Source organism: Bacteriovorax stolpii, from assembly GCF_002872415.1.
Classification (GTDB): domain Bacteria; phylum Bdellovibrionota; class Bacteriovoracia; order Bacteriovoracales; family Bacteriovoracaceae; genus Bacteriovorax; species Bacteriovorax stolpii.
Genome location: NZ_CP025704.1, coordinates 2,797,366 through 2,819,387 on the forward strand (window position 1 = coordinate 2,797,366; position 22,022 = coordinate 2,819,387).

Here is a 22,022-nt window from a genome sequence, read left to right on the forward strand (position 1 = left end):
TAATCAAGGTGCAAAACATTGGGCTCCATCTTAAATTTTCTTAAGACATGTATAACATTTGTTCTTAGAGTTTTTGCTTTGCACTTTCTGCGGCTTCTGCGACTGCTTCTTTCGCTTTTTCTGCTCCTCTGGCAATCCCACTTTTCACATTGCCCCAGGTATCAGAGAAGTAATCGTTTAGTTTAGTTTGAATGGATTCTTTCGACTCACCATAACGTTGCTGAATAATCCCAGTCAGTGCCGTCAAATCACCTTTTGCCTGTTCTAGGTCATCATCAGTGAGCTTGCCCCACATTTTTCTAATCTCACCTTTGGCCTCAGTCCATTTCCCTTTAATAGTGTCTTCATTCAAAACGAAATCACGTTTTGTTTCTTTGTTTGTGTCAAAATGCATAAAGCCTCCCTATTGTTTTTTCCAATGATTTTCTCCATTGGAGATCACTATAAAGAGAGCAAATTGCCTGCCAAAATTTTTGATGTAAATTTGAATTGTTAAAGAGAGAAAAAAGAAAGAAGGGGGGTATATTACCCCCTTCTTTTAGTTCAGTTCATATGATTCGATTTCTTTTAATTTTCGATAAAGCGTCTTGCGGTCAATATCGAGTTCTTTCGCTGTCTGTTCTTTGGCAAAATTATTTCGTTTAAAAATAAACTCGATGTATTTTTTGCAAACATCTTCCAGAGTCATCAGTGAGTTGATTGAAAAAAGAGCTCCATCAACTGAGCCTTCGATTTTCTTTTCTTCACTTGAATGGTCTGTACTAGGTAAATCATCTGGTTCGATATAATCCGATTGGGCAAGGACAACGGCTCTTTCAATCGCATTCTCCAGCTCACGAACGTTCCCTTGCCATGGAAGAGTTTCAAGTTTTTTGATCGCTTCTTTTGTAAATCCTTTAATGCTTACATTGTTCATTAAACTGAATTTTTTCAAAAAGTACTCTGACAGAGGGAGAATATCTTCTTTTCTATCGCGAAGAGGCGGCATATAAATCGGAATAACATTCAAACGGAAGTATAAGTCTTCTCTGAATCGTCCCGCTTCCACTTCTTTCTTTAAATTCTTGTGAGTCGCACAGATGATCCTTGCAGTAATATCTCTTGGTTGGTTTTCACCAATACGCTTAATTTTTCTTTCTTGTAAAACGCGCAGAAGTTTTGCCTGTAATGGAAGGGCCAAATCACCGATCTCATCAAGGAATAATGTTCCGTTGTTGGCCTCTTCAAAAAGACCGATTTTACTTCCCATCGCTCCAGTAAAGGCCCCTTTTGCATAACCAAACAACTCTGATTCCAGTAAATTTTCAGGAATCGCTGAACAGTTAATTGCAATGAATGGCTGGTTTTTTCTCTCACCCAATTCATGAACTGCGCGAGCGACAACTTCCTTACCAGATCCACTTTCTCCACTGATAATAATATTGGCCTGAGAGCTTGAAACTCTTTTTGCCAGCTCCATTGCCTGTTTAAAACCAGGACTTCTTCCGATCACACCTTTAAGGCCAAGGAAGTCTTGTTCATTGAAAAGACTCTTCAGGTTAGTGTTCTCAATTTGTACCTGATTTAAGAAAAGAGCTCTTTGAACTGAAATTAATAATTGTGGAAAGTGCAGTGGCTTTAAAACGAAGTCATAAGCTCCGGCCTCAATGGCCTCAAGAGAAACTTCTAAACTTCCTTCCGCCGTCATCAGAATGATTGGCAGAACTAAATTAATTTTTCTAATACGCTTGATGAAATCCACTCCCGACATAACCGGAAGTTTGAAGTCCGATAGAACAACATCAACTGCCACCTTTGAACTCTCAATATCGTCCAGTGCAAGTCGTGCATCTTCGTACGTAACAACGTTGTAGCCTCTTTGTTTAAAGAACGAACAAAGCAGGTCTAAAAGGTCTTTATCATCATCGATAATCATGAGTGTTGATAGTTTTTTTGTTTTCATGGGGTATTTTTACTCTCTGGGGTTTTTAGTACCGTTCATGTGGCAAGTGTGGCATATTTCCCAACCGCTGTCAACACCCAATAGCTAAGTGCATGTAATTAAATAATGCAAAGATGGCATAAGTCCTGCTTTTAATTAGTATCAGAGTCGTGAACTTCTTTAAAGGAGATAGATATGTTGCGCGCAGCCATTATTTTTTTCGTATTGGGGCTTATTGCCATGCTTTTCGGGGCCTACGGGATTGCCGGGGTTTCAATTGAAGTCGGCAAGGTTCTACTGATGGTATTCATCGTTTTAGCAATCCTAAGCTTTGTTGTTGGCCTAATCAGAGGCGGTGGTGGAAAACACCTCCCTTAACTTTCAAACGACATTGTTTAAATAAGTTTGACGGGTCTTCAATCCTGCAAAATTGAAGGCCCTCATACTTAAGGAAAAAATCCAAAATGCAGTCATTCTTTTTATCTCTCATTCACTGATAAGAATTTATCACTGGAAGAAAAAAGCATGGCTGCTTTTTTTATTTTAGGACACGGAATGCTTAAACCACTTGTTTTCTCCCTGGTCTTCACTCTTTCTCCTCAGGCCACTTCGGCCACACCAGTTGAAGGAACCACTAGCAACGAAGAAAAAATCAACGAAGAAATAGAAAAACACGATCCTCAAAAAGAGATCGAGGAAGCTTCATCAGACGTCGTAGGAGTTAATCCAAGAGAGAAATTCTCTCTCTACCAACCTACCTACTTCATCTTTGGGAAAGACGATTTAAAACTACAATTTAGCGGTAAATACCGAGTCGCTAAATCCTACAATCTTTATCTAGGTTACACTCAGACGATGTTCTGGAACATTTACGAGAGCTCTGCTCCTTTTGGCGACATTAACTACAACCCAGAGGCCTTCTACAGGCTTACGGAAAACGATACAAAGTTCCTGCGCTCTTTAGACATTGGTATGCTTCATACATCCAACGGAGAAGACGGCGATAAATCCCGCTCCATCAACCGCCTTTTTGCCAAAACAAATTTTGCTTCTCACATTGGACGAAACAATATTCTGGGAGAACTGAAACTTCAGCACATCTACAGCAAAGCAAACAACAACCGCAACATTGTCGACTATATGGGATACTGGGAACTCAAAATGATTGTCACACACATCCTGACTATTGGAAAAGGACGCCTGGACCTGGAGTACAGGGTGTTTGCTGGAAAAAAAGTAGTCAACTTTAGCAGCGGCGGACGCGAGCTTGGACTTATCTACCACTTCGGAAGCCCTAACTTTAACCCTTCAATCTATTTTCAATACTTCAGTGGATATGCAGAGAACCTGCTTTCTTACGACAAAAAACAAAGCAATGCCCGTCTTGGGTTAATGCTTTTCTTTTAGTTTATTCATCAAAAATAAAAAGGCCACCCGAAGGTGGCCTGTTTTAAGTAAGTTTGTCGGCAGTGATTATTTTGACTGCACGTTTAGGATCTTAGCTTGAGCTGCATTCAGGAATTGCCCTTTGAACACTGGAGCATTCGAGATGTCAGTTACACCAAGAGTAAGCTTTCTTTCATTCTTAGAGTCAACCAGAGAGATAATCCCTTTAGAAGAATCTAGAGATACTTTTGAGAAAGAGATAAGTGCGTTTTGGTTAACAAGAGCACCTTCATAAGTTGATCTGTCGTCAGCTCTCTTACCGATAACAAGAGTCATGTCGTATCCACCAACGTTTACAGCGTGTTTACCAACAAGTTGGTCGATTGAAAGACCTTCAACGTTAGCTTGTCCGTATACAGAGATGTTTGATTGAGCAAGAGTTCCTGTGAAAGTTGATTTTCCGTAACGAGCTGTTGCGAAGTATCCTTTTACAGTTTTTGTTTCTCTATCTAGTTCCATTTTGAAGAATGGAGACTGGATTTCTTGGTTGTTGTCATTGTTGTAGACATCTTCGTTAGAGAAGAATGTGTTTCCAAGAAGACCTGCTTGCTTGAAAGAAACTTTGATGATTCTTGATTGAGAAGCAACAAAGTTAACAACTAGAGCGTCACGGTCGTTAGACTCCATAACGATTACGTTGTCGATTCTTAGGTTTTTCGCCATTTCAGCGTTGTCGAAAGTTACTTTATAAACACCTTCGTGTCCTGGACGTAATTTCATCGCAGCAAGAGTCATATCGCGAACGATAGCAACACCAGCTTGGTATAGGTAGTATTCATCTTTAATCGCACGAGAGTAATCTTTTGCGAATTCAGCGAATTTTACCATTTCATCCATTTCTGCAACAGTCTTAGCAGTTTGAGCTTTCGCAGAAAGAGTCATAAGTAGGTTGTAACGACCTGACTGAACTGCTTGTGCCTTATAAAGAGTGATGTATAGGCTTGAATCGATCGGAGAAATTTTTACGTAACGAACTGATACATCTCCAAGGAAGATCTTAAGGTCACGACATGACCACTCAGAACATCCATCTAGTTTTTCGTATACTGGAACCAGGACTTGAAGTTCAGTATAAAGGTTTTTGATAACCGCTTCAGTTTCATTTTTATTAACAAGGTCTTTTAGGTAGTAAACGAACTCACCTCTAGCATCAAGACTTACAGTCTTAAGAACTTCAGTGATTTCTCCGTTACATAGAAGAACGCCTTGCTCAGCTAAACACGCTTCTACCATTTTTACAGCTGGTTCAAGTTTCGCGTTTAATGCGAAAGCCGGGACCGATGCAACTAGTGCCAGGATCAAAAGTAGTTTTTTCATATTATTAACCTCAGTTTATTTTAAAGCTTAAATTTAACGTTAAATTGGTGTCCGTTATTCAATGTCACGATAGCAACCCCTGACACAACTGAAGGTGAATTCTCTCCAGTTTGAAGTGTTACAGCAAAGTTACTGTTCTCATTGTCATTTGATCTGTTCGGGAAGCTTCTGCCATTGAAGATATAATCAACTTCAGCAACAGCGTCTTTTTTGTCAGTATCAAGTGATAATGTGAATGAAGTGTAACCATCTTTCTTCACGATTCTGAAGTCAGACTCTTCAAGTCTATAAAGAGGGTTCGTTTCAATTAATGACTGAACTGATTTGTTAGAAGCTAGTTTTGGGTTAGCTGTAAAATCGTAGTTCGAAGCAGTTGCGAAGTCTTCGTATGAAGACCATGCAGAGTAATGGGCCACTACTTTGCTTCTGTAATCACGGATAGCTCCAAGAGCTGTTTCAATAACTGCGTCTTCGCTCATCTGTCCCATTTGGTTTGCTTCAAATGAGTCAGCAAACATCTGAAGAGACTCTTCAGAGATTGAACTGTAGTTAGCAGAGATATCAAGAGAAGAGTCTAGCTTTTGAAGTTGAAGCAGAACGTTTGTTTTAACTTCTTCCCCTACTGATTCTTTTCTTAACTCAGCAATATTTTCTTCGTTCTTAGCTTCCTGAACTCTTCTCTTATAAGAGAAGTTCAGACCTGAGAAAGAAATAATTGACCACTTCACAGACTTAACGTTTGCCTGAGAAGCTCTTTCCATGTTGATCGCCATTTTGTGCTTGTCACTGTTTAACAGTGCGTAGCTTTGTAAGCTTCTTTGATCAAGATCAGAAGTCAGACCTTTGTTCAGTCTAGCTTCAACTTGAGCAAGTTCATACTTGTTAGCATCAGTTGTCGAGATCAGAGTTCTGATTGCTGCAAGCTCAGAAGTGTACATGTTGTAGATGTCCACTCTTTCCATGTTTAAACGAAGGATCCATTTTTTAAGGTCAGCGATTCTATCAGCTGAGAACTTTCTTTCGATCCATCTTTCTTGTTGGTAGCTCAGAATCTGAACTTCAAGATCGATTGTTTTAAGGATAACTTCGTGAGTAAGGATATCGTAGTAAAGGTGAGCTAGTTCGTTGTTAAGAACATCGCGCGCATCATATAGGTTATAAAGAGCGGCCTTTTCAAGGTACTTGTTCTTAGAAACGTTATAGATCTTAGTTGGGATAGAAAGAACAGCTTCAACAGCGATTGGGGCCCAGAAATAACTCAGACCCATCGCCATCCCTAGAAGGTGACCAGTTGTAATTGGGTTGAATTGAGCTCTTGCTACTGAAACGTTTCTTTTAGCGATAATATAGTTCTCAAAAGCGATATCAACGTCAGTATTTCTGTCGTTAGCGATTTTTTTCATTTCGCTGATCGACTTTCTTCCTTCCGTAGTCTTTAACATTGCTTCAAGATTATCTCTGACATTTGGAAGCGGGTTTACGACGGCGGCGTTAGCCACACTCATCGATAAAACCAGCGCTGCTGCAATTAGTTTTTTCATATAAGTATTTCCTTTTACCTAACCGTTATTATGAACGAGGGATCTCGTTAGTGATCATGTTTGCACCAATTAGACGCTTAAGCTTGATGTACTTAAGTTCTAGTTCGTACTTAAGTTTTGAAGCTTCTCTCTCTGCGTACATAACGTTTAGTTCTGCTTTTTTAGTCGCGATGAAAGAGTTTAAAAGGTCAGTTTGTGCTGCCTGAGCTTGAGCGTACTCTTCTCTGGCCATGTCTAATAACTGCGCTTGGTAAGCGATTTTTTGTTTTTGAGATTCGATTTGTGAGTATTGAGCTACTACTTGATTTTTGATTTCGTAGATAGCTTTTTTCTTCATAAGTTCGATTTTGTTAACTTCGTGCTTAGCGATTGATACTCTTGAGAAGTAATCAAATCCTACACCACCCCATGAGATCCAAGAAAGAGCTACACCTTTCTTTTGCTTGTTAGCAGCTGAGATCATCCAGTCGAATTGTTCAACTTCTTTAGAGTTGTTAACTGCGATTGTTGTCGCTTCTTCAGCTGTAGCTGGGAAATCAAGACCTTCGTTGTAGAACTCTAGTTGATCGATTCCAAGAGCTTCCTGGTTGTCTTTTACTTGAAGGATTAACTTAAGTGCGAATTCTTCAGTTTTAACAAGTTCGTTTCCGTTTACTGATTGAGTCTTTGAAGAAACTACGTTTCTTTGAGTTCTGTAGTACTCAGAGAAGTCGATCGCACCAAGATCATAAGCTTCTTGTGAACGAGCTGCGATTTCGTTTGTGATCGCTTGTTCTTTCTTGAAAGATTCAAGCATTTCATTGTGGTATTGGAAAAGGAACATTGTGTTTTCTAAATCTTCAAGAAGGTTTTTTTGAACGATTCTTCTGTTAACGTTAGCTGCTTGAGCTAAGTCTTTCTGAGCTGCTGCTTCGAAAAATCTTGATGGTTCTGGTACTAGTGTACGAAGAATTGCATATTGGTAATCGTAGATAAGCATATCTACTGAAAGAGTTGGAAGAAGTTGAAGCGACTTCGTTCTTGCCTGGCTTTTTACTAATACGTACTGCTCGTACGCAATTGAAACTTTGATGTTTTCATTAACAACTTGTTCTTTCGCTGTTTGAAGAGAGTACTGCTCTCCAGCGAACGATTGGGCAGCAAATAGCCCAAGCAGGACCACAAAACCGATAATCTTTTTCATACACACATCTCCAAAATTTATTAACTTATGTTTAGCACGTTTACTGAGGAATCCTTCCAACACTTTAATCACACTGTATTTTTTACTCTGTCTTCTCATCCCACCAAAGGCCGATATTCTTTCCAAGGCCAATGAGGAGACCTTTCTGAACATCAAACTCCGCGAAAGTTTGATGCCAACGAAGGTCTAACAAACTTTCTTTGTTTATCCAAGAGTAGTGAGAAAATTGAGGGACTAGTTCATCTTTTGAAGTACTTATCTCGCTTTTCAAAAGACTTCCGCCCATACACGAATAATCTCCATAACTTGGACTGAATCTAAAACTAAAGATATCCTCAGTTTTAGTCTGAATTTGGCAAAATTCATTCTCTGGAAGTAAATCTTTAGGCAGCCTAAAACTCTTTGGTTCCCCAAGTACGCTGCTAAGAGTTCGCAGAGTACCGGTTTCATCTGAAGAAAAATAAGCTCCAAGTGAAGTTAAAAATTTCACTTCAGAATGTGCGGGCCCGGGAAGTTCGACGAGCTTCTTACCCCACTCAATAAGCTTTGTCTTGGGATTTTGATCCCAAACGCCACCTGTTCCATCAATAAAATAGACTGTATCCCCTGAGATTTTCGTTCCGAGTACAAGATTGTTCATTTTTTGAACGTGGAACTGTGAAAACAAATCCCAAGAGACTGCATAGACTTCGGGGAACTCCTGTCTAAACTTGGTCTGAATCAAGGCTTTTTTTAATCTGGCGTCTGACCAGATTAAGCTCGCTGGCTCATCTATTGCCGGAGCAATTTTAGTCCAGGTCTTATTCTCTAAATTCACAATCACTGAGTAATATAAATCCTGATCCTGATCGCGGTATTCAACGATGGCCTCAGGGTATTGATATGAAGAAATATGAACATGATTCATATCGAAGAAGACTGCACTCGAAGGAACAGTTATATCGACATTTAAAGTGCGGTCCAGGTCAATGAAGCTGATGGTATTTTTATCCAACACTGTCGTCATCAATGTTCCCAGCTGGTGAGTGGCCCCACTGTGTTCTTTGATAAACTCAATTTGATCATTATTGATTCTAAAGATAATTTGTCCGTTTGAAAGAGGCTTTCTAAAAACGGTGTAACCGTCTTGTTCCTGAACATAAACCTGGCGCTCTTTTTCCAGACTTAAAAGTTTATCGCTATCGGCGATTTCAACCCAGTTTGAATCGGCAAGATTGAAGCGGAAGATCTGTCCTTTTGTATCGTTGATTTTGTACACGACCCCAGTGTTCGTCAGAATAATTCTCGTATCGTTGTTAGCGGTAAAAAGAATTCTTCCATCTTTTAGGTTTATCAATTTATTTGAATCTAAAAGTGCAAGAGAGTTGCGCGAAATTTTAATTGTATCGAAATAAGGAAGCGCCATTGCTCTGATATACGCGGGAATCACTCCCCAACGACGGCCAATCTCGGCCCTCGGGTCTGAGTGAAAATAAGGAATGGTCTTGAACCAATTTTGTAGAGTCTTTGTTTCCCCATTAAAACTTAAGGCCTTCTGAGCTTTTGTTTCAAAAAAGGTCTGGCAAGCGCGGACGTCAATCAAAGTACAGTAGGTCGTGATCTCAGTGTAGAGTTGGTTTAACTCCAGGTCGATGTGATAAGTGCTTAGTCCTACCCATAAATTTGTTTTTGGAAAACAGTCAGTACTGCATGGATTTTCAGGTCGAGAAATAACCGCATCTCTATCTGATAAAAGTTTCTGAACCTGCCCCATCCACTTAGTCATCAGCTCATCAGCGTTTAATCCCCATCTTCTTGCAGGTGTATCAGAACCTAAACTTGAAAACAGGTTATTTTCCATAATAAAGCGCAGACCTGTTAATGTCACAGGTACGCCTTCTATCGTAATTGTGGCCGCACGTAAACCAGTAACCCAACGGTCATTAAGTCCCGGTGAGAAATTTCCAAATTCTTTAACCAGCATATCGATGTCATGGAACTTCTTTAGAAGTTTGGCATCTCTACTTGGTGTTCCCCAGTCTTCATCCCCGGCACTTCCTGGACGGCAATCATTTCTTTTGCAGTACTCGTAACCTTTTGTGACGATTTGAACACGTTGTTCAGCATAACCGGTAATATCATTAACACCCATTTCAACCAGCTTTAGCGGGTCGTAACTTTCTTTTACACGCGATAAAACAAATTGAATGAATGCCGGAAATTCTTCTTTAATAGATGGATCAAACTGCTCTTCTGAATAAGTAGGTCTGGCGTCCTTTTTTTGTAGAACCCATGTTGAGTTAACAATTACCGGCCATCTGAAGGCCAGGATTTCTTTGTTTCCTTTATATGGCCAGTCTTGATCCAGGAAAACTTCTTTTGCTAAAACGCGCAGGGCACGCGGGCTCGTTGAGGCCAGAGTGTAAACCGGCAGCTCTGTCGCTTCATCATAATGAGTTTCTGTAATAATTTTGGCGTGACCTGAACCATTATTCTGAGTGATGATAAATGTTCCGGCAATCAGACCTTCTTTATCAATTCTAACTGGAAAACCATCATTCACCACGGTTCTGGTGCTGGTTAAATTCATGACGTAATCAAGGGCCGCCATGAATAGTTCATCATCGTACCAGTTGGTGGCCGTATCATATTTGCGCCACTCTTTTTTCATCGAGTAATGGCCAAAAAGCCCACCAGTATCGGCAACAGTATTGGCGACTGGAAGTGAATTCATGCGGGCGAAAATCCAGCGAAGACCAACTAAAGCATCAGCACAGTCTGTTTGAATTTTGTATTTTTTAAAAAATTCCGGCGTCACTTCATTTTGTAACCAGGCCGCATATTTGTTTTCCCACTCATCATTCCATTGGTTTTTTGCCAGCCAAATGTATTGGTTTTTATCTTTTCCAAAAAGTTTATCCTGCTCTTTTTCAATTTTTGCCTGAACCGGCCATGAGACAAGAGAAGAGACTTTTTGATATTTAGGAAAGTTTTTTACAATGTAATTTTCTAAGTCAGATTTCTTCTTAAAATAAAATGAACCAATTAAAGTTTGAAACTCTCCTTTTTCCTGAAAGAAGTGATTTAGTTTTAAACCCTCATCAGTTTTTTCAATCGAAAGATAATTTCTGCTTCCTAATTGTGATTTGGTCCACAACTCATCTGCATGAGAAATATTTATGAATAAAGACACTGTTCCAAGTATCTTCAAAAGGTTTTTTAAAGAAATCACGTACAACCCCATCTATTTTATTGAGCATCGGAGTTTTAAGCTTCATTTGACAGATAAACCATGTTCTCTGTAATTTTTACCCGAATTCTCTTGGCCTATACTTTTTGTACTATAAGGATGGTTATGAAAAATAAAATTGTCTTAACTCTACTTGTTTTAACAACTTGGACAACAGCTGCCAGCGCACGCGATATGTGGATTGGGATTGAGCCGTTTGTTTTAAAATCGATTACTGATTCAAGACAAAGAGTTTTTGAATATAAAGATATCATCAAAGGAAGTAAGGAAACTTATTTCAGAGTTGAAGAAAAAGAAACCTACAAAATTTCTCATTTCATTCACCACAACTTCCAAAGATGTGGTGGCTATCGCGTCCTTCATAACAAACCAGAAGTTGAAGTCAAACTAATGGATAAAAAGGCCCTCGTCAGAAGCACATTTGGCGAGTACGACTTTCAAAAACTTATTAATCCTGACTACTCAATCAACCAGGCTTCGCTGGTTGAATCATGGCTTCCACAAGTTTCTCGCCAATACACTAATAGTGTTATCACTCACCTTACTTCTTATAGAACACGTTTTTATAAATCTGAAGAAGGTGTAGCTGCCCTGAAATGGATTGGTAGTGAATGGGAGCGTTTAACCGCTTCTCGCAACGACATGAAGGTGGATTATTTTTATTACCAAACTCACGATCAACCATCAGTTATTTTAACTATTGAAGGATCGGACCCGGTTTTAAAAGATGAAGTGATCGTCATCGGTGGCCATGGTGATTCAATTAACGACACTGAACACAGTGCTGCTGTCGCTGCTCCTGGAGCTGATGACAATGCTGCCGGAATCGCCATCTTAAGTGATCTTACTCGTATCATCGTTGAGCAAAACTACAAGCCAAAACATACAATTCAAATTATTGCTTATGCTGCTGAAGAAGTGGGAATTCAGGGGTCTTACGACCTGGCCCGCGTTTATCGTGACAAACAAACTAAGGTCATCGGTGTATTACAACTAGATGGTGTTAACTATAAAGGTAGCCCGGATTACGATTTTGCTTTAATTAGCGACTTTACGAACAACGACCAGAACTTATTCCTGGCCTCTTTAATTGATACTTATCTGAAACTGCCGTGGACTTGGGATCAGTGTAATTATGGATGCTCGGACCATGCGGCCTGGAACTATTACGGCTTTCGCGCAAGCTTTCCGGCCGAAGCCTTAATCAAAGAAGAAAATCCTTATATCCACTCAGTGGAAGACACCTTTGACAAGTCTAATTTCGACTCGGTTCATGCAGTGAAGTTTACGAAACTGGCTATTGCTTATCTTTTAGAACTTGATCAATAGCTAATTTTAAAACTGTATCTTCTTTATTCTTCGGGTCCTGCTCAGACACTAGCTGAGGCATAACACCTTCCCCTTCATAGAAGTGATCTTTGTATTGCCATGTAATGCAAGTGGGAAGGTTGATCGAAAAAGGTGTCTCACCTAGCGGGAAAATCACCGGGTCTCCGGCCCCGCCGTGAGTCTTGGAGCCAACAAGTGCCGTTCTCTTTTCTTCTTTTAAAACTGAAGCAATGGACTCACACGAAGAAAAACACCCATGAGAAACCATGGTGATGATTTTAGCATTATAAAAAGTCTTTTTTGGTCTATGAATTGGACGAGTGTAATCATATTCATCCTGCGACCATAGGCTTAGACGAAACGGCCAGAACTTCTCAATCCACTTTCTCTTTCCCGGATGAGTCTTTCTTAGGTATTTATAGTGATAAAGCATGACTGGTTTTTCAATGAAAGCATTGACGGTGTACTCCACCTCCAGATCGCCTCCTCCACCGTTTTCTCTTAGGTCAATCACGATTCTATCGTTGTCTGTAATCCCCGCGGTAGCCTCATCAAATTGCCTTTTGAAATTTTCATAAACTCCTTCGCGGCTTACATTGTCTTTTCCTTCATCACACCAAAGGTTATAGATATTGAGTTTATAGATATTGTTTTTTAATCTTTCCGAACTCACGCAAGGTTTGTACTGCATTTGCGAAGGGGCCCAATTAATCATTGTGCTCAACACTTTTCCAGTCGTTGATTTCAACTTTAAAGCCACAGGTGTAGATGAAGTCGACTCTTCTAAAAGCCTTACCAGACGATAATTTCTTCCCCACTCGGTAGAGCCGGCAACTGTATTGTGATTTTTCTTTAAATACTCAGACAGACTCAGTCCATCGATACCGATAATTTCATACTTGTCTTCCGGGATGACCGGAGAGCACGTCGGACAACTCCTTACCTCGTAAGCTCCTTTGACAAAATTTAATCCGCTTTGAAAGCGAAGATTTTTTTCTTTGCGTCCGTCAAAAATCACTACGTGACCGTCATTAATACGGTTTAGGATCTGGCGGATTTCCTCAATGTTGTTGTCATCGATTGGTTTTTTCTGAAGATACTCGTCTAGCTCTTTAATGACTTCTCGTTTGTGAGTTTCATTATTGATGTAGAGGTTAGCGTATTTTTCTTCAAGGAGTTTTATGACCTGCTCTTCAGGCTTGCGTGAGCAACTCATAAAAATGCCAAGAAGTAATAAAACTAAAAATAAATTATTGCGGGCGTGGTCCATAAAGCATCGCACTTCCAAAAAATGTATAGAACAGTTGAGTTCTGTCGTTTGGATCTATGGTAGCCGATCTTGCGTTAGATTGGTATGCAGGAATTGTATTCTTCTTCCAGCTCGCCCCGCCGTTAGAAGTGTAATACATTCCTCCGTTCCCCCAGGTTCCATCAACCGTGTGCAGCCCGTTCACGTAAACTGATGAAGGGTCTTCCTGATCCAGAGTCACCGAAGTTGGGTGTGTAAACTGCATCTGGCGGCTCCATGTGGCCCCTCTATCCGTACTCTTCCAAACTCCAGTGGCCAGCCAGTTAGAGTTGTTTTCGTAGTCTACCAAATAAAGTGTTCCTCTATTGCTCCCATTAGAAAAATCTACAGCAAAAGCTGTCGGGTAATACCAAAGTTTAGTATTGGCATCCACACCTGCTGGACGGTTAACTGTCCCTCTTAAAAGCGTCCACGACGATCCACCAGGGGCCAGGTAATAAATCCCGGTGCTCGCCTGATTTGTGAAGCTAGGAGCATTTCCCGTCACCAGAGCATAGACTCCGCCAGTGTCCGGGTCCACTTCAATTTGTGGAATGATTTTATCTCCGGCCGGAAGACCTGTATTAAAGAAGGACCAAGAAGATCCTCCATCCGTGCTTCTCGCGATACCTGAACCATGAGCTCCAGCATAAAGCGTATTTGTATTATCATCGTACCCAATTGAAAGAAACTGACGATTAAAAGTTGAGTTATTAGGTGAGATTCTCGTCCAACTCACTCCTCTGTTGCTCGACTTATAAACTCCTCCTTCATCACCACTGGCCGCGTTTGCATGCCACTCCATTGGATAATCGTGTTGTGATCCTGAAACTGCAAAAACGATTTGATCATTGTTCGGGTCAAAAGCATAATCGTAGTTGCTGTTATAAGCGACTTTGGTGATTCTATAAGTCTTCCCACCATCTTCTGTCATCATCCCGCCCATATCGGCCATGGCCGCATAACCAATTTGCGAATTTGTCGGGTGAAATTTAAAACGATAGACACTTGTGACTTCTAACCCTGTAGACTTCCACTTCTTGCCTTTTGCTCTAGTTCCAGTGTCAGCGTATTTAGTAAAAGGAGCATTCCAGAAGTCTCCGCCATTTTTAGATGTGTGAAGGAAGTAATAACCAGTTCCTCCCATCGTGGCCGCTGATCTTAAGTGCATATCAAAACTTTCATATCCACTATCGTCCCATCCAATATCTAAAGCGGCAGCACTGTATTCCAGTTTGTCTTGTCCCCATGGCGCATATGGAGTGACGTCATAATTGTATTGATTAAGTTTTAGCGTCCAGCTTGCTCCGGCATCTGTGCTCTTCCAGACTTTTGTACCGTACTGGCGAATCCACTCAGTCGATCCTGTCACAACGATAATGTTGGAATTGTTTTCGGCCATCTTAATATAGTCACCACCTTCTTTACTTGTTCTGGTGAATGACATTGCTTCGTTACCAATCCAAACATAACCGCAGTGAGCGTAATGAGCATTCATGCTGGTTGCGCCCCAGTCGTTGGCAAAACCAGCAACTGATGAACAAGCACTTGCTCCATTGTTATCGATAAAAGCAAAAGTGATTTTGTTCTCATCACGTCCGGCAGTGAACGCTCTGATTTGAGTTGATCCAGAAGGAAGATAAACGCGGCTGAAACTTGATCCCTGATTAACAGATTTCCAAATCCCAGTTGGAGTTGCATGATAAATAATGTGACCGTCTGTATGGTAATCAATATATGTTCCGCGCGCCTCTCCCGAAACTCCAGAAAGCTTGGCCCATGTCACTCCGGCATCACGGCTTTGCCAAAGACCAGTCGTTGTTCCAGCGTACATATATTTGGCGTCGTAACTATTTGCTCGCCAGTACTTAATTTTTTCTCCACTCGCTAAAGCAAAGGCCGTAATGCGAGACCATGTCACACCGGCGTCTTCACTTCTCATCGGCGTTCTTCCGGCCGGAGCATGAAAGACAATGTCAGTATCTGGAGAGAAACCAATTCCGACAGCGCTGTCTAGATCAGATGAATAGGTTGTCTGAAAATGATTAACAGGAATCCATGAGAGACCTCTATTGATACTTCTAAAGAGTGTCCCCATATCCGTTCCAACAAACCACAATGAACTATAAGGAGAGATTGAAAAGCCGCTCATCGCTCCACCGCCGCCGATCCCGCGTGGTTCATAAATATGAGTGTTAGGGTCGTCTGGAAATTGATACTCAGAGATGGTCTTGAAAACAAATCCTGAAGTGTTGGTATGTTCTTCAATGACTCCACCACCACCAGTTGTTTCAGTAGGTGTTGATCCTCCACCATTTCCTGAATCACTTTGTTTACAAGAGAAAATAACAAAGAGAGATAAAAGACAAAGCAATAATTGCTTACGAGGTAAGTACATCATGAACTTCTCCGTTAATTTGCAGGTTAATAAGAGAGACATTTTCAAATTTTATCTGCAAAAGAAGCATGCTTATGAGCATCATAAAAATCTGGCAGATTCTGCCTACATAGGGCATTTATTTAACGGAGTCAGAATGACTCCAAAGTGACAACATTTTGTGGCTAAAATAAAAAAGCCTCTCGAATGAGAGGCTTTTTCAAGGTCATTTAAAATGTCTGTATTTAAATAGATTACGAAATTAATTTTTTAAAAACTTCATGAATGACACCATTTTGATGGCCGTATAGTAACTGATCAAAATGTTAAACACTACAGAGTTTCTTTGATCGATGTAATAAATATCGTATTGGATCTTCTCGCTAGCTGTCGCATCGTATGGAAGACAGATTTGTGCAAGACCTGTAATACCAGGTTTGACTTCGCGACGACGAGTGTATTTCACGATTTCTTTTTCATAAATTTCTACGAATTCTGGTCTTTCTGGACGAGGTCCAACGAAAGACATATCGCCTTTAAGAACATTCAACAATTGTGGAAGTTCATCAAGGTGACTAGCGCGAAGAAACTTTCCAAGAGTCGTAATTCTTGGGTCGTTCTTTGAAGCAAGAACAGCACCTGTCTTTGCTTCTGCATTTTCAATCATTGTGCGGAATTTATAAATTGAAAAATTCTTTCCGTCTTTTCCAACTCTCGTTTGTGAGTAAAGAATTTTTCCACCCATGCTGACTTTGATAGCTGCTGCTACAATAATCATAATCGGTGCAAAAAGTGCTAGAAGAAAAATAGCAAAGCCTGCTTCAAAAATAGTAACTGCCTTCTCTCCCATCGTCAGGTGCTTGAATAAGTAACTTTCCGTGTAGAAAAAGCTTTTCATATCAAATTTTTCAATGTCTAAAGTTCCATTGCTTGATACCGCTAAATTACTCATACTCGCTCCGATCAAAAGATTTGCGCACTTATTTTTTGTGGCCAATTAAATACCATAATCAGTTTCTGAGTGGCCAAATTAATGATCGACCCAGTAATAATTACTAGGGCATGGAGCAAGCTTAATACCATGTGGATAACTTTATAGAGGACGCTCTGCACTCAAAGGACTTATAGACCTTTATGAAATTTAGACAAAGATGAGCTTTAGGGGCACTCAGAAAGTTTGCCCCATATGACGAAAGGAATACGGATTCTTTACTATTACAAGATTGTGTCAAGGACCACAATTGCGTCGATCCCACAGACATTTAAAAGCCCTAGCTGGCCGATAACCACGCTGGCAGAGGCATAACTGCTAGTGCGGAGTTTCTCTTTAAGGGCATATAATCCATCCATAAGCGGAAGGCAGATGTAGGCCTTCAGGCGGTCAAGAACCGGGTTGGTTCCTACTGCTTTTGGAGTAATCCCCAGGCGTCTCATGCGATGGTTGAATTTCATCGCCTGACTCCACATCAATGTTTCATCTGTGTGATAAAAAATTGAAATGGTAATCGAGATATCGTATAAGCCATTTTTTACGTAATGACCTGAAGTAAAAGGGATATGAACGGCTTCACCACTCTTAAAATTATACTTATGAGCAGACTTATCTTTTTCCTCCGTCCATTCCTGAACGCTGTCTTTATGATCCATATAGGATTCAAGTTCTTTATGAGGGATAATACCCTCTACTCTTGGAGGAAATACAGCGAGCTCTTTACTGCCGCGAATTTGGAAAATAAAGTTTGAATAGCGGTCAAAGTGAAACGGAGTCACAGCTCCTGGTGAAGCAATAAAAAGCCATAACATTGGCTCAAGCGGCTTCGTTCCAGTGCCATTTTTTTTCATTAAGACTCCAACGTCGTGGCAGATATTTTCAAATAAGTTTTTAAATGAAGGGTGTAGCTCTGGATTTCTAACAGCAATATAAGCGCTTCCAGTTCTGATATTTTCGATGACTTCGTTTAAATCAAAACCTTTTTTTCCTTCTCTCAAAATATGTTCGAAGTCTGTTTTTAGATTGCTTAGTCCCTTTGAAAACATCACCTTCTCTTCTGGAAGAGAAGTGATCACTTCTCTTCCAGAAGAGAAGTGATCACTTCTGAAAGGTTTTCAAATGTCAGTGCAGGGTGATCAGCGAGGTTGTGAGTAAATTCGAAAGACTGTTGATCCAGATTTTTTGGATCAATAGCACCCTTTAAACACTTCATGTCCTTCATCACTATACCTCGGTTAAAAATATGGATGTAGGTTTATAGCGTCCTTCAGGATTGTATGCCAGCCCAAACAAAAAACAGTGTAAAAGTTTACCAGACTAAAGGCCTGAAACTAGAAAAAGAGCACCAGGATCTTCTTGGCCACGATAAACATCCCGTCTACCGCCGGTAAAAGGCCTGCTTTTAGCCTGTCAACAAGGGGTGAGTTCCCCACGGCCTTGGGTTTTAGTCCAAAACGTCTAAGCCTATTATTGAGCTTCATGGCACTTGTCCATTTCATCGTCTCATTTGAGTGGAAGAAAATCGACATAGTAATTGAAATGTCCTCCGGCCCATTTTTTACGTAGTGACCAGAGACAAAAGGAATGTGAACGGCCTCTCCGGCCTTAAAATTAAATTTGTGAGCAAAACGATCGAGCTCCTCTCGCCACGGTGGAAGAGCTGAGGCCCTCTCCAGGTAGGTTTCAATGTCTTTAGCGCTAATAATCTCTTCTACTCGAGGAGGAAAAACAGCAAGCTCTTTGCTTCCGCGAATCTGGAAAATGAAATTAGAAGAGCGGTCAAAATGAAAAGGAGTAATGGCATTAGGAGAAGCAATGAAGAGCCAGATCATGGGCTCCAATACCTTGTTGCCTGTTTTATTTAATTTGAGCAGTTCACTGATATCCGCCAGTAAATCTCCATAAAGTTCTTTAAAAGATGGATGCAGTTCCAGGTTTCTGGCAGCAATGTAGCAGTTAGAAGTCCTGATGGTTTCAATGATCTCGTTTAGATCGAGTTTTTTTGTATCGTTATCCAGGGCATCGTCAAAGTTGACTCCCAAGTCGTTGAGCCCTTTTGAAAACATCACCCTGTCTTTGGGAAGTTCTTGAAGAATTTTAGAAATGCTTTCGATAGTTAAGGCCGGGTGATCCGCCATTGTATGGCGAAACTCAAAAGGTCCGCGGTCTAGTTTAAAGTTCTCAAAATCCCCTTCGAAACATTTTAAGCTCTTCATTGCTCTTGCCCTATTTTTTCAAAAATATATTCCTTAAATGCCCATTTAACTGCGATTCAAAATCGCGGAAATTATTCTTCTTATTGCTCATAAAAGTCGTCGAGGAATAAAAATAATTCTCGCGCTTAAGAGCATCCATCCAGGACTTGGCAGAGTTCAGGGCCTCTCTTGGTCCTGAGTTATTTGCAATCGCCTCTTCTAAAACTTTAAGCTTCTTAAAAGCATGCAATCCTTCTGTGGCCAGTTCAAATCTAAGAGCAGATAAGAGCTTTCCATCTTTTGTCGGATAGAACATAACCACATCTGCCTCCCTTCCGTCAAAGTCGTAATATGGATAATTGTTAACTGCATTTGCATGCCACTCTAAGTATTGAGATAGGCCGTTTAAGCGAGCGATATATAATCCCAATCCAAAAGAAAAGCGCGGGTCATCTAGATTGGCTGCCGAAGCATTATAGAAGCCCCAGCGAAGACGGTTGTCTTTTAATCTGGAAATATCAGCTTTTGAAAGGCTGGAATAAAAACCATAAGTAAAATAGCTATTCAGTTTTGCAGAGTCTCCACCATGAAATGATCCAAATCCTCCCAATGGCATAAAAGGAAAATGCTTGCTTAATTTTTTGGCCAGCTCAATATCAGAAGCTATTTTATCCGAATACCCTCCGGCCTCATCACTGAACGTGTGAACAATTTTTGGCCATTCTTTTTTGCTCATTAACGATTTTAAATCTGAAGCTGACTTGGCGAAATAATCATCGTCTGACATTCCGGCAGGCTTCTTGTTGAGATCAATCATTGATTGAGGAAATTGTCCGCCGTAAGAATAAACTGTATCAATTCCCCACTTGGTGCTTTCCTTAAAAAGATCATTCAAATCTGAGACATCTTCAGGAAGGCCAGTGAAGGTCGTAAAGCCTGCCTCTCCCAGCTTATTTAAGGCCATGTGACGGTATTTTTTTCTCATTTCTTTATATCCGCCTCGCGGATAATAACTGTACGGAAGCGGGTCCAATCCAAAAAAGCCCACTGGAAATTCTATTTTAGGAAGCGTGTAATTTAAAACCGCAACTTCTGTTGGAAGGCTGATTTGTTCAGTGCCTTTATGGATAACAACATTCCCTTTAAAGAGACCTTTGGGAGTTTTGTCGCTCATTTTTACCTGAAGCCAAAGGTACTTATTCTGCCCCTTTTTGACAACAACTGACACATCGTTCATTGGCCTTAAGTATTTTCCCGTTAAAAGATAGGTCTCATGATTGATATCCGGTGACGTGTATTGAAAAACAAGATCACTTACGGCCACTTCAGAACCTTTAATTTTTTCACCTTTTTCATTGGTAAAATCGCTAAAGCTCCAGCTGATTTTTTCATCATTCGTGCTCGAAGCCGTTAGCTGCAGCAGTTGATAAGGAGTGTCTCCAGCGCCACCTTGAAATAACAAAGAAGTCCCGGAAGCTTTCTTGACGGCCAGAGGATTTAAGTAAAGATCTGGTTCAACAATCGCTGCTTGGAATTTTTGTGCAGGATTAATTTTCTCATTCTTGGCAATAGAATGAGTCATCCAATCAAATTCCTGCTTGTTTCTTTTTTCTAGAGCACTCTTATAGGCCAGCCCCTGAACATCGGCATTTTTATTCCAAAGCACCAGTGAGTTTAAAGATATGCCTGTCGCATCCCCTTCAAATTCAAGGTCAAGAATTCCATTAGAAACTTCTACTGTTTTATCAATTGTATGAAACACTTTTGATAAATAGAGGTCGTAAGGATGATCAAGCGGCTCAGGAGTGATACTTTCAAAACGCAGCAGATCGCTGACAAAATCAGAAGCAGACCCGCGGGTTTCTTTAAAGACCGGCGCTCCATTGGCGTAAACAGTGCGGTCTGACCAGAAAGGAACATCCCAATAGCCAAGTTTATCTACAACCAGGTTCATTTGATACTTCCCATTTGGAAGTTTCACTCTAAAATGACCGCCTAAAACTCCAATCGTGTGTCTTAACATTTCACTGGCGTATTGAGAGTCTTCGACTCGCCAGAATTTAGGTTCAACAAAACCATAACCGCGCTGGTCGTTATACGCAGTTTGAGTTGAAACTTGGGTAAGGTTGGTGTTGTTATTGGCCTTATGTGAAGTGAAGTCAAAGGCCTTCACGCCTTCCGGAATGGCCGGCATTGGGTTTGAAACTAACGAGATATTATCAATTAAGAAGTTTTTCTTCTCAAAGGAGCTCTTTGAATCAGGATCAATAACAATAAAAACTTTTTCTAGTTTACTTAAATTTACCGGACGGTTAAATCGATGAGAGCCCCTCTCCCCTACAAACTGGGTAAGTGAGAAATTGAGTTTATTCCACCCCGGAGCCAGAGTAGATTTGTGATTGACCTGCGACCAGTAATTAGTCGTTTGATTATCGGCCAACGTTAGATAGAAGTCAGTGTAGTTGTCATTCGGATTAAAGACATCCATTTCAATGCGGTCATAGGCTGACCAGTCTTTGACTGGCATTTTATCAACTTTGAAATTAAAGAATTTTTGCGGAGTAAAAGACCCCGCTTTGTTTTTTAGATCAAAAGGATGCCCGGACTCATTCTTGTCAAAAGTATAAAGAGATCTTTTTGCTGCCGCCTTAGCGATATACTTTTTTTCCGAGGCCTGTGGCAGAGGCATTGGTGCTTCAATAGAAACTTTATCATTGCCGCTTTCAACTTTTTCAAGGTAGAAGTCGTCTACCCAAATCTGACCTGGAGATTTTAAACGGAACCAGACAGTCAGGTCTGAAGCTTTAACTTTTATAGTGTATTCAATTTTTCTCCAGTCGTAGTCCCCGCTTAAATCCATAAACGGTGACACTGTACCGAAGCCTCCGTCGTAAAAGTGCCAGAAAGAAGCCCCTTCTACGCCTTTTTGCACGTCCTTTGCTCTCACGTATGTAATGACTTTATAATTTCCTGGCGAGAGGTCGTTCCATGTAAAGTAAGCCGTTTCACTTTCGCCCCAATCAGTCGAGAGCCAAAGACTGCTGCCTTCTTTATCACGTCCTTGATTGGTTACATAAGCGCCAGTACCTTCCCCATAAAAACTCCACTGCGGCTCCTTAGGAGTGAAGCTGAAGCTTTTAGAGTAAGCGCATCCGACTAAAAGAGAGAAACTCAAAACCGATGAGAGTAAATACTTTGTTTTCAT

At 40.7% G+C, this 22,022-nt stretch carries 16 protein-coding genes; 3 read left to right on the plus strand and 13 right to left on the minus strand.

Annotated features, from left to right (window positions below; genetic code table 11):
• Positions 1–64 precede the first annotated feature (64 nt).
• Positions 65–394 (minus strand): CsbD family protein, encoded by a 330-nt coding sequence (locus tag C0V70_RS13815; protein WP_208107728.1) that lies wholly within the window; start codon positions 392–394, stop codon positions 65–67.
• Between the two features lie 144 nt (positions 395–538).
• Positions 539–1,942, minus strand: a complete 1,404-nt coding sequence (locus C0V70_RS13820) for a sigma-54-dependent transcriptional regulator (protein ID WP_102244450.1) — start codon at positions 1,940–1,942, stop codon at positions 539–541.
• A gap of 174 nt (positions 1,943–2,116) precedes the next feature.
• Here C0V70_RS13820 and C0V70_RS13825 point away from each other — a divergent pair, with 174 nt between their 5' ends.
• A complete protein-coding gene (locus C0V70_RS13825; RefSeq protein WP_102244451.1) occupies positions 2,117–2,299 on the plus strand; it encodes a DUF1328 domain-containing protein in 183 nt (60 codons plus the stop codon).
• A gap of 147 nt (positions 2,300–2,446) precedes the next feature.
• Positions 2,447–3,328, plus strand: a complete 882-nt coding sequence (locus C0V70_RS13830) for a phospholipase A (RefSeq protein ID WP_102244452.1) — start codon at positions 2,447–2,449, stop codon at positions 3,326–3,328.
• A gap of 66 nt (positions 3,329–3,394) precedes the next feature.
• Here the strand turns inward: C0V70_RS13830 and C0V70_RS13835 are convergent, their stop codons facing one another.
• The 4 genes from C0V70_RS13835 to C0V70_RS13850 form a co-directional block, all read right to left on the minus strand.
• Positions 3,395–4,684 (minus strand): hypothetical protein, encoded by a 1,290-nt coding sequence (locus C0V70_RS13835; protein WP_102244453.1) that lies wholly within the window; start codon positions 4,682–4,684, stop codon positions 3,395–3,397.
• Between the two features lie 20 nt (positions 4,685–4,704).
• Entirely contained in the window at positions 4,705–6,225 is a 1,521-nt protein-coding gene (locus C0V70_RS13840; RefSeq protein WP_102244454.1) for a TolC family protein, read from the minus strand.
• Positions 6,226–6,253: 28 nt separating this feature from the next.
• Positions 6,254–7,408: a TolC family protein gene (locus C0V70_RS13845; protein ID WP_158649688.1), complete on the minus strand. Its 1,155-nt coding sequence runs from the start codon at positions 7,406–7,408 to the stop codon at positions 6,254–6,256.
• An 82-nt stretch (positions 7,409–7,490) separates the two neighbouring features.
• Entirely contained in the window at positions 7,491–10,580 is a 3,090-nt protein-coding gene (locus C0V70_RS13850; RefSeq protein ID WP_133566601.1) for a hypothetical protein, read from the minus strand.
• 162 nt (positions 10,581–10,742) lie between these two features.
• On the opposite strand from C0V70_RS13850, the gene C0V70_RS13855 reads away from it, so the two are divergent.
• Complete coding sequence (locus C0V70_RS13855) at positions 10,743–11,966, plus strand: M20/M25/M40 family metallo-hydrolase (RefSeq protein WP_158649689.1); 1,224 nt, start codon at positions 10,743–10,745, stop codon at positions 11,964–11,966.
• On the opposite strand, the gene C0V70_RS13860 is transcribed toward C0V70_RS13855, so the two are convergent.
• From C0V70_RS13860 to C0V70_RS13885, 7 genes are all read right to left on the minus strand, one after another.
• On the minus strand, positions 11,935–13,182 hold the full coding sequence (locus C0V70_RS13860; RefSeq protein WP_158649690.1) for a S41 family peptidase: 1,248 nt from the start codon (positions 13,180–13,182) through the stop codon (positions 11,935–11,937). The two genes, C0V70_RS13855 and C0V70_RS13860, sit on opposite strands and share 32 nt — an antisense overlap.
• A 34-nt stretch (positions 13,183–13,216) precedes the next feature.
• Positions 13,217–15,655 (minus strand): beta propeller repeat protein, encoded by a 2,439-nt coding sequence (locus tag C0V70_RS13865; RefSeq protein WP_102244459.1) that lies wholly within the window; start codon positions 15,653–15,655, stop codon positions 13,217–13,219.
• A gap of 238 nt (positions 15,656–15,893) precedes the next feature.
• On the minus strand, positions 15,894–16,583 hold the full coding sequence (locus C0V70_RS13870) for a sugar transferase (RefSeq protein ID WP_102244460.1): 690 nt from the start codon (positions 16,581–16,583) through the stop codon (positions 15,894–15,896).
• 263 nt (positions 16,584–16,846) lie between these two features.
• Positions 16,847–17,698, minus strand: a complete 852-nt coding sequence (locus C0V70_RS13875) for a cupin-like domain-containing protein (RefSeq protein WP_102244461.1) — start codon at positions 17,696–17,698, stop codon at positions 16,847–16,849.
• Entirely contained in the window at positions 17,695–17,835 is a 141-nt protein-coding gene (locus C0V70_RS19065) for a hypothetical protein (RefSeq protein ID WP_158649691.1), read from the minus strand. The genes C0V70_RS13875 and C0V70_RS19065 overlap by 4 nt, the downstream gene beginning before the upstream one ends.
• A gap of 118 nt (positions 17,836–17,953) precedes the next feature.
• Positions 17,954–18,838 carry a cupin-like domain-containing protein gene (locus C0V70_RS13880; RefSeq protein ID WP_102244462.1) on the minus strand — a complete coding sequence of 295 codons (885 nt, stop codon included), beginning with the start codon at positions 18,836–18,838 and terminating at the stop codon, positions 17,954–17,956.
• Between the two features lie 10 nt (positions 18,839–18,848).
• Positions 18,849–22,022, minus strand: coding sequence for a glycoside hydrolase domain-containing protein (locus tag C0V70_RS13885; protein ID WP_102244463.1), 3,174 nt, complete (start codon positions 22,020–22,022; stop codon positions 18,849–18,851).

Bases quoted from the DNA above. Each gene is read 5' to 3' on its own strand.
- C0V70_RS13815 (WP_208107728.1), bottom strand. From the start codon at position 394: ATGCATTTTGACACAAACAAAGAAACAAAACGTGATTTCGTTTTGAAT.
- C0V70_RS13820 (WP_102244450.1), bottom strand. From the start codon at position 1,942: ATGAAAACAAAAAAACTATCAACACTCATGATTATCGATGATGATAAA.
- C0V70_RS13825 (WP_102244451.1), top strand. From the start codon at position 2,117: ATGTTGCGCGCAGCCATTATTTTTTTCGTATTGGGGCTTATTGCCATG.
- C0V70_RS13830 (WP_102244452.1), top strand. From the start codon at position 2,447: ATGGCTGCTTTTTTTATTTTAGGACACGGAATGCTTAAACCACTTGTT.
- C0V70_RS13835 (WP_102244453.1), bottom strand. From the start codon at position 4,684: ATGAAAAAACTACTTTTGATCCTGGCACTAGTTGCATCGGTCCCGGCT.
- C0V70_RS13840 (WP_102244454.1), bottom strand. From the start codon at position 6,225: ATGAAAAAACTAATTGCAGCAGCGCTGGTTTTATCGATGAGTGTGGCT.
- C0V70_RS13845 (WP_158649688.1), bottom strand. From the start codon at position 7,408: ATGAAAAAGATTATCGGTTTTGTGGTCCTGCTTGGGCTATTTGCTGCC.
- C0V70_RS13855 (WP_158649689.1), top strand. From the start codon at position 10,743: ATGAAAAATAAAATTGTCTTAACTCTACTTGTTTTAACAACTTGGACA.
- C0V70_RS13860 (WP_158649690.1), bottom strand. From the start codon at position 13,182: ATGAGTTGCTCACGCAAGCCTGAAGAGCAGGTCATAAAACTCCTTGAA.
- C0V70_RS13865 (WP_102244459.1), bottom strand. From the start codon at position 15,655: ATGATGTACTTACCTCGTAAGCAATTATTGCTTTGTCTTTTATCTCTC.
- C0V70_RS13870 (WP_102244460.1), bottom strand. From the start codon at position 16,583: ATGAGTAATTTAGCGGTATCAAGCAATGGAACTTTAGACATTGAAAAA.
- C0V70_RS19065 (WP_158649691.1), bottom strand. From the start codon at position 17,835: ATGAAGTGTTTAAAGGGTGCTATTGATCCAAAAAATCTGGATCAACAG.
- C0V70_RS13880 (WP_102244462.1), bottom strand. From the start codon at position 18,838: ATGAAGAGCTTAAAATGTTTCGAAGGGGATTTTGAGAACTTTAAACTA.
- C0V70_RS13885 (WP_102244463.1), bottom strand. From the start codon at position 22,022: ATGAAAACAAAGTATTTACTCTCATCGGTTTTGAGTTTCTCTCTTTTA.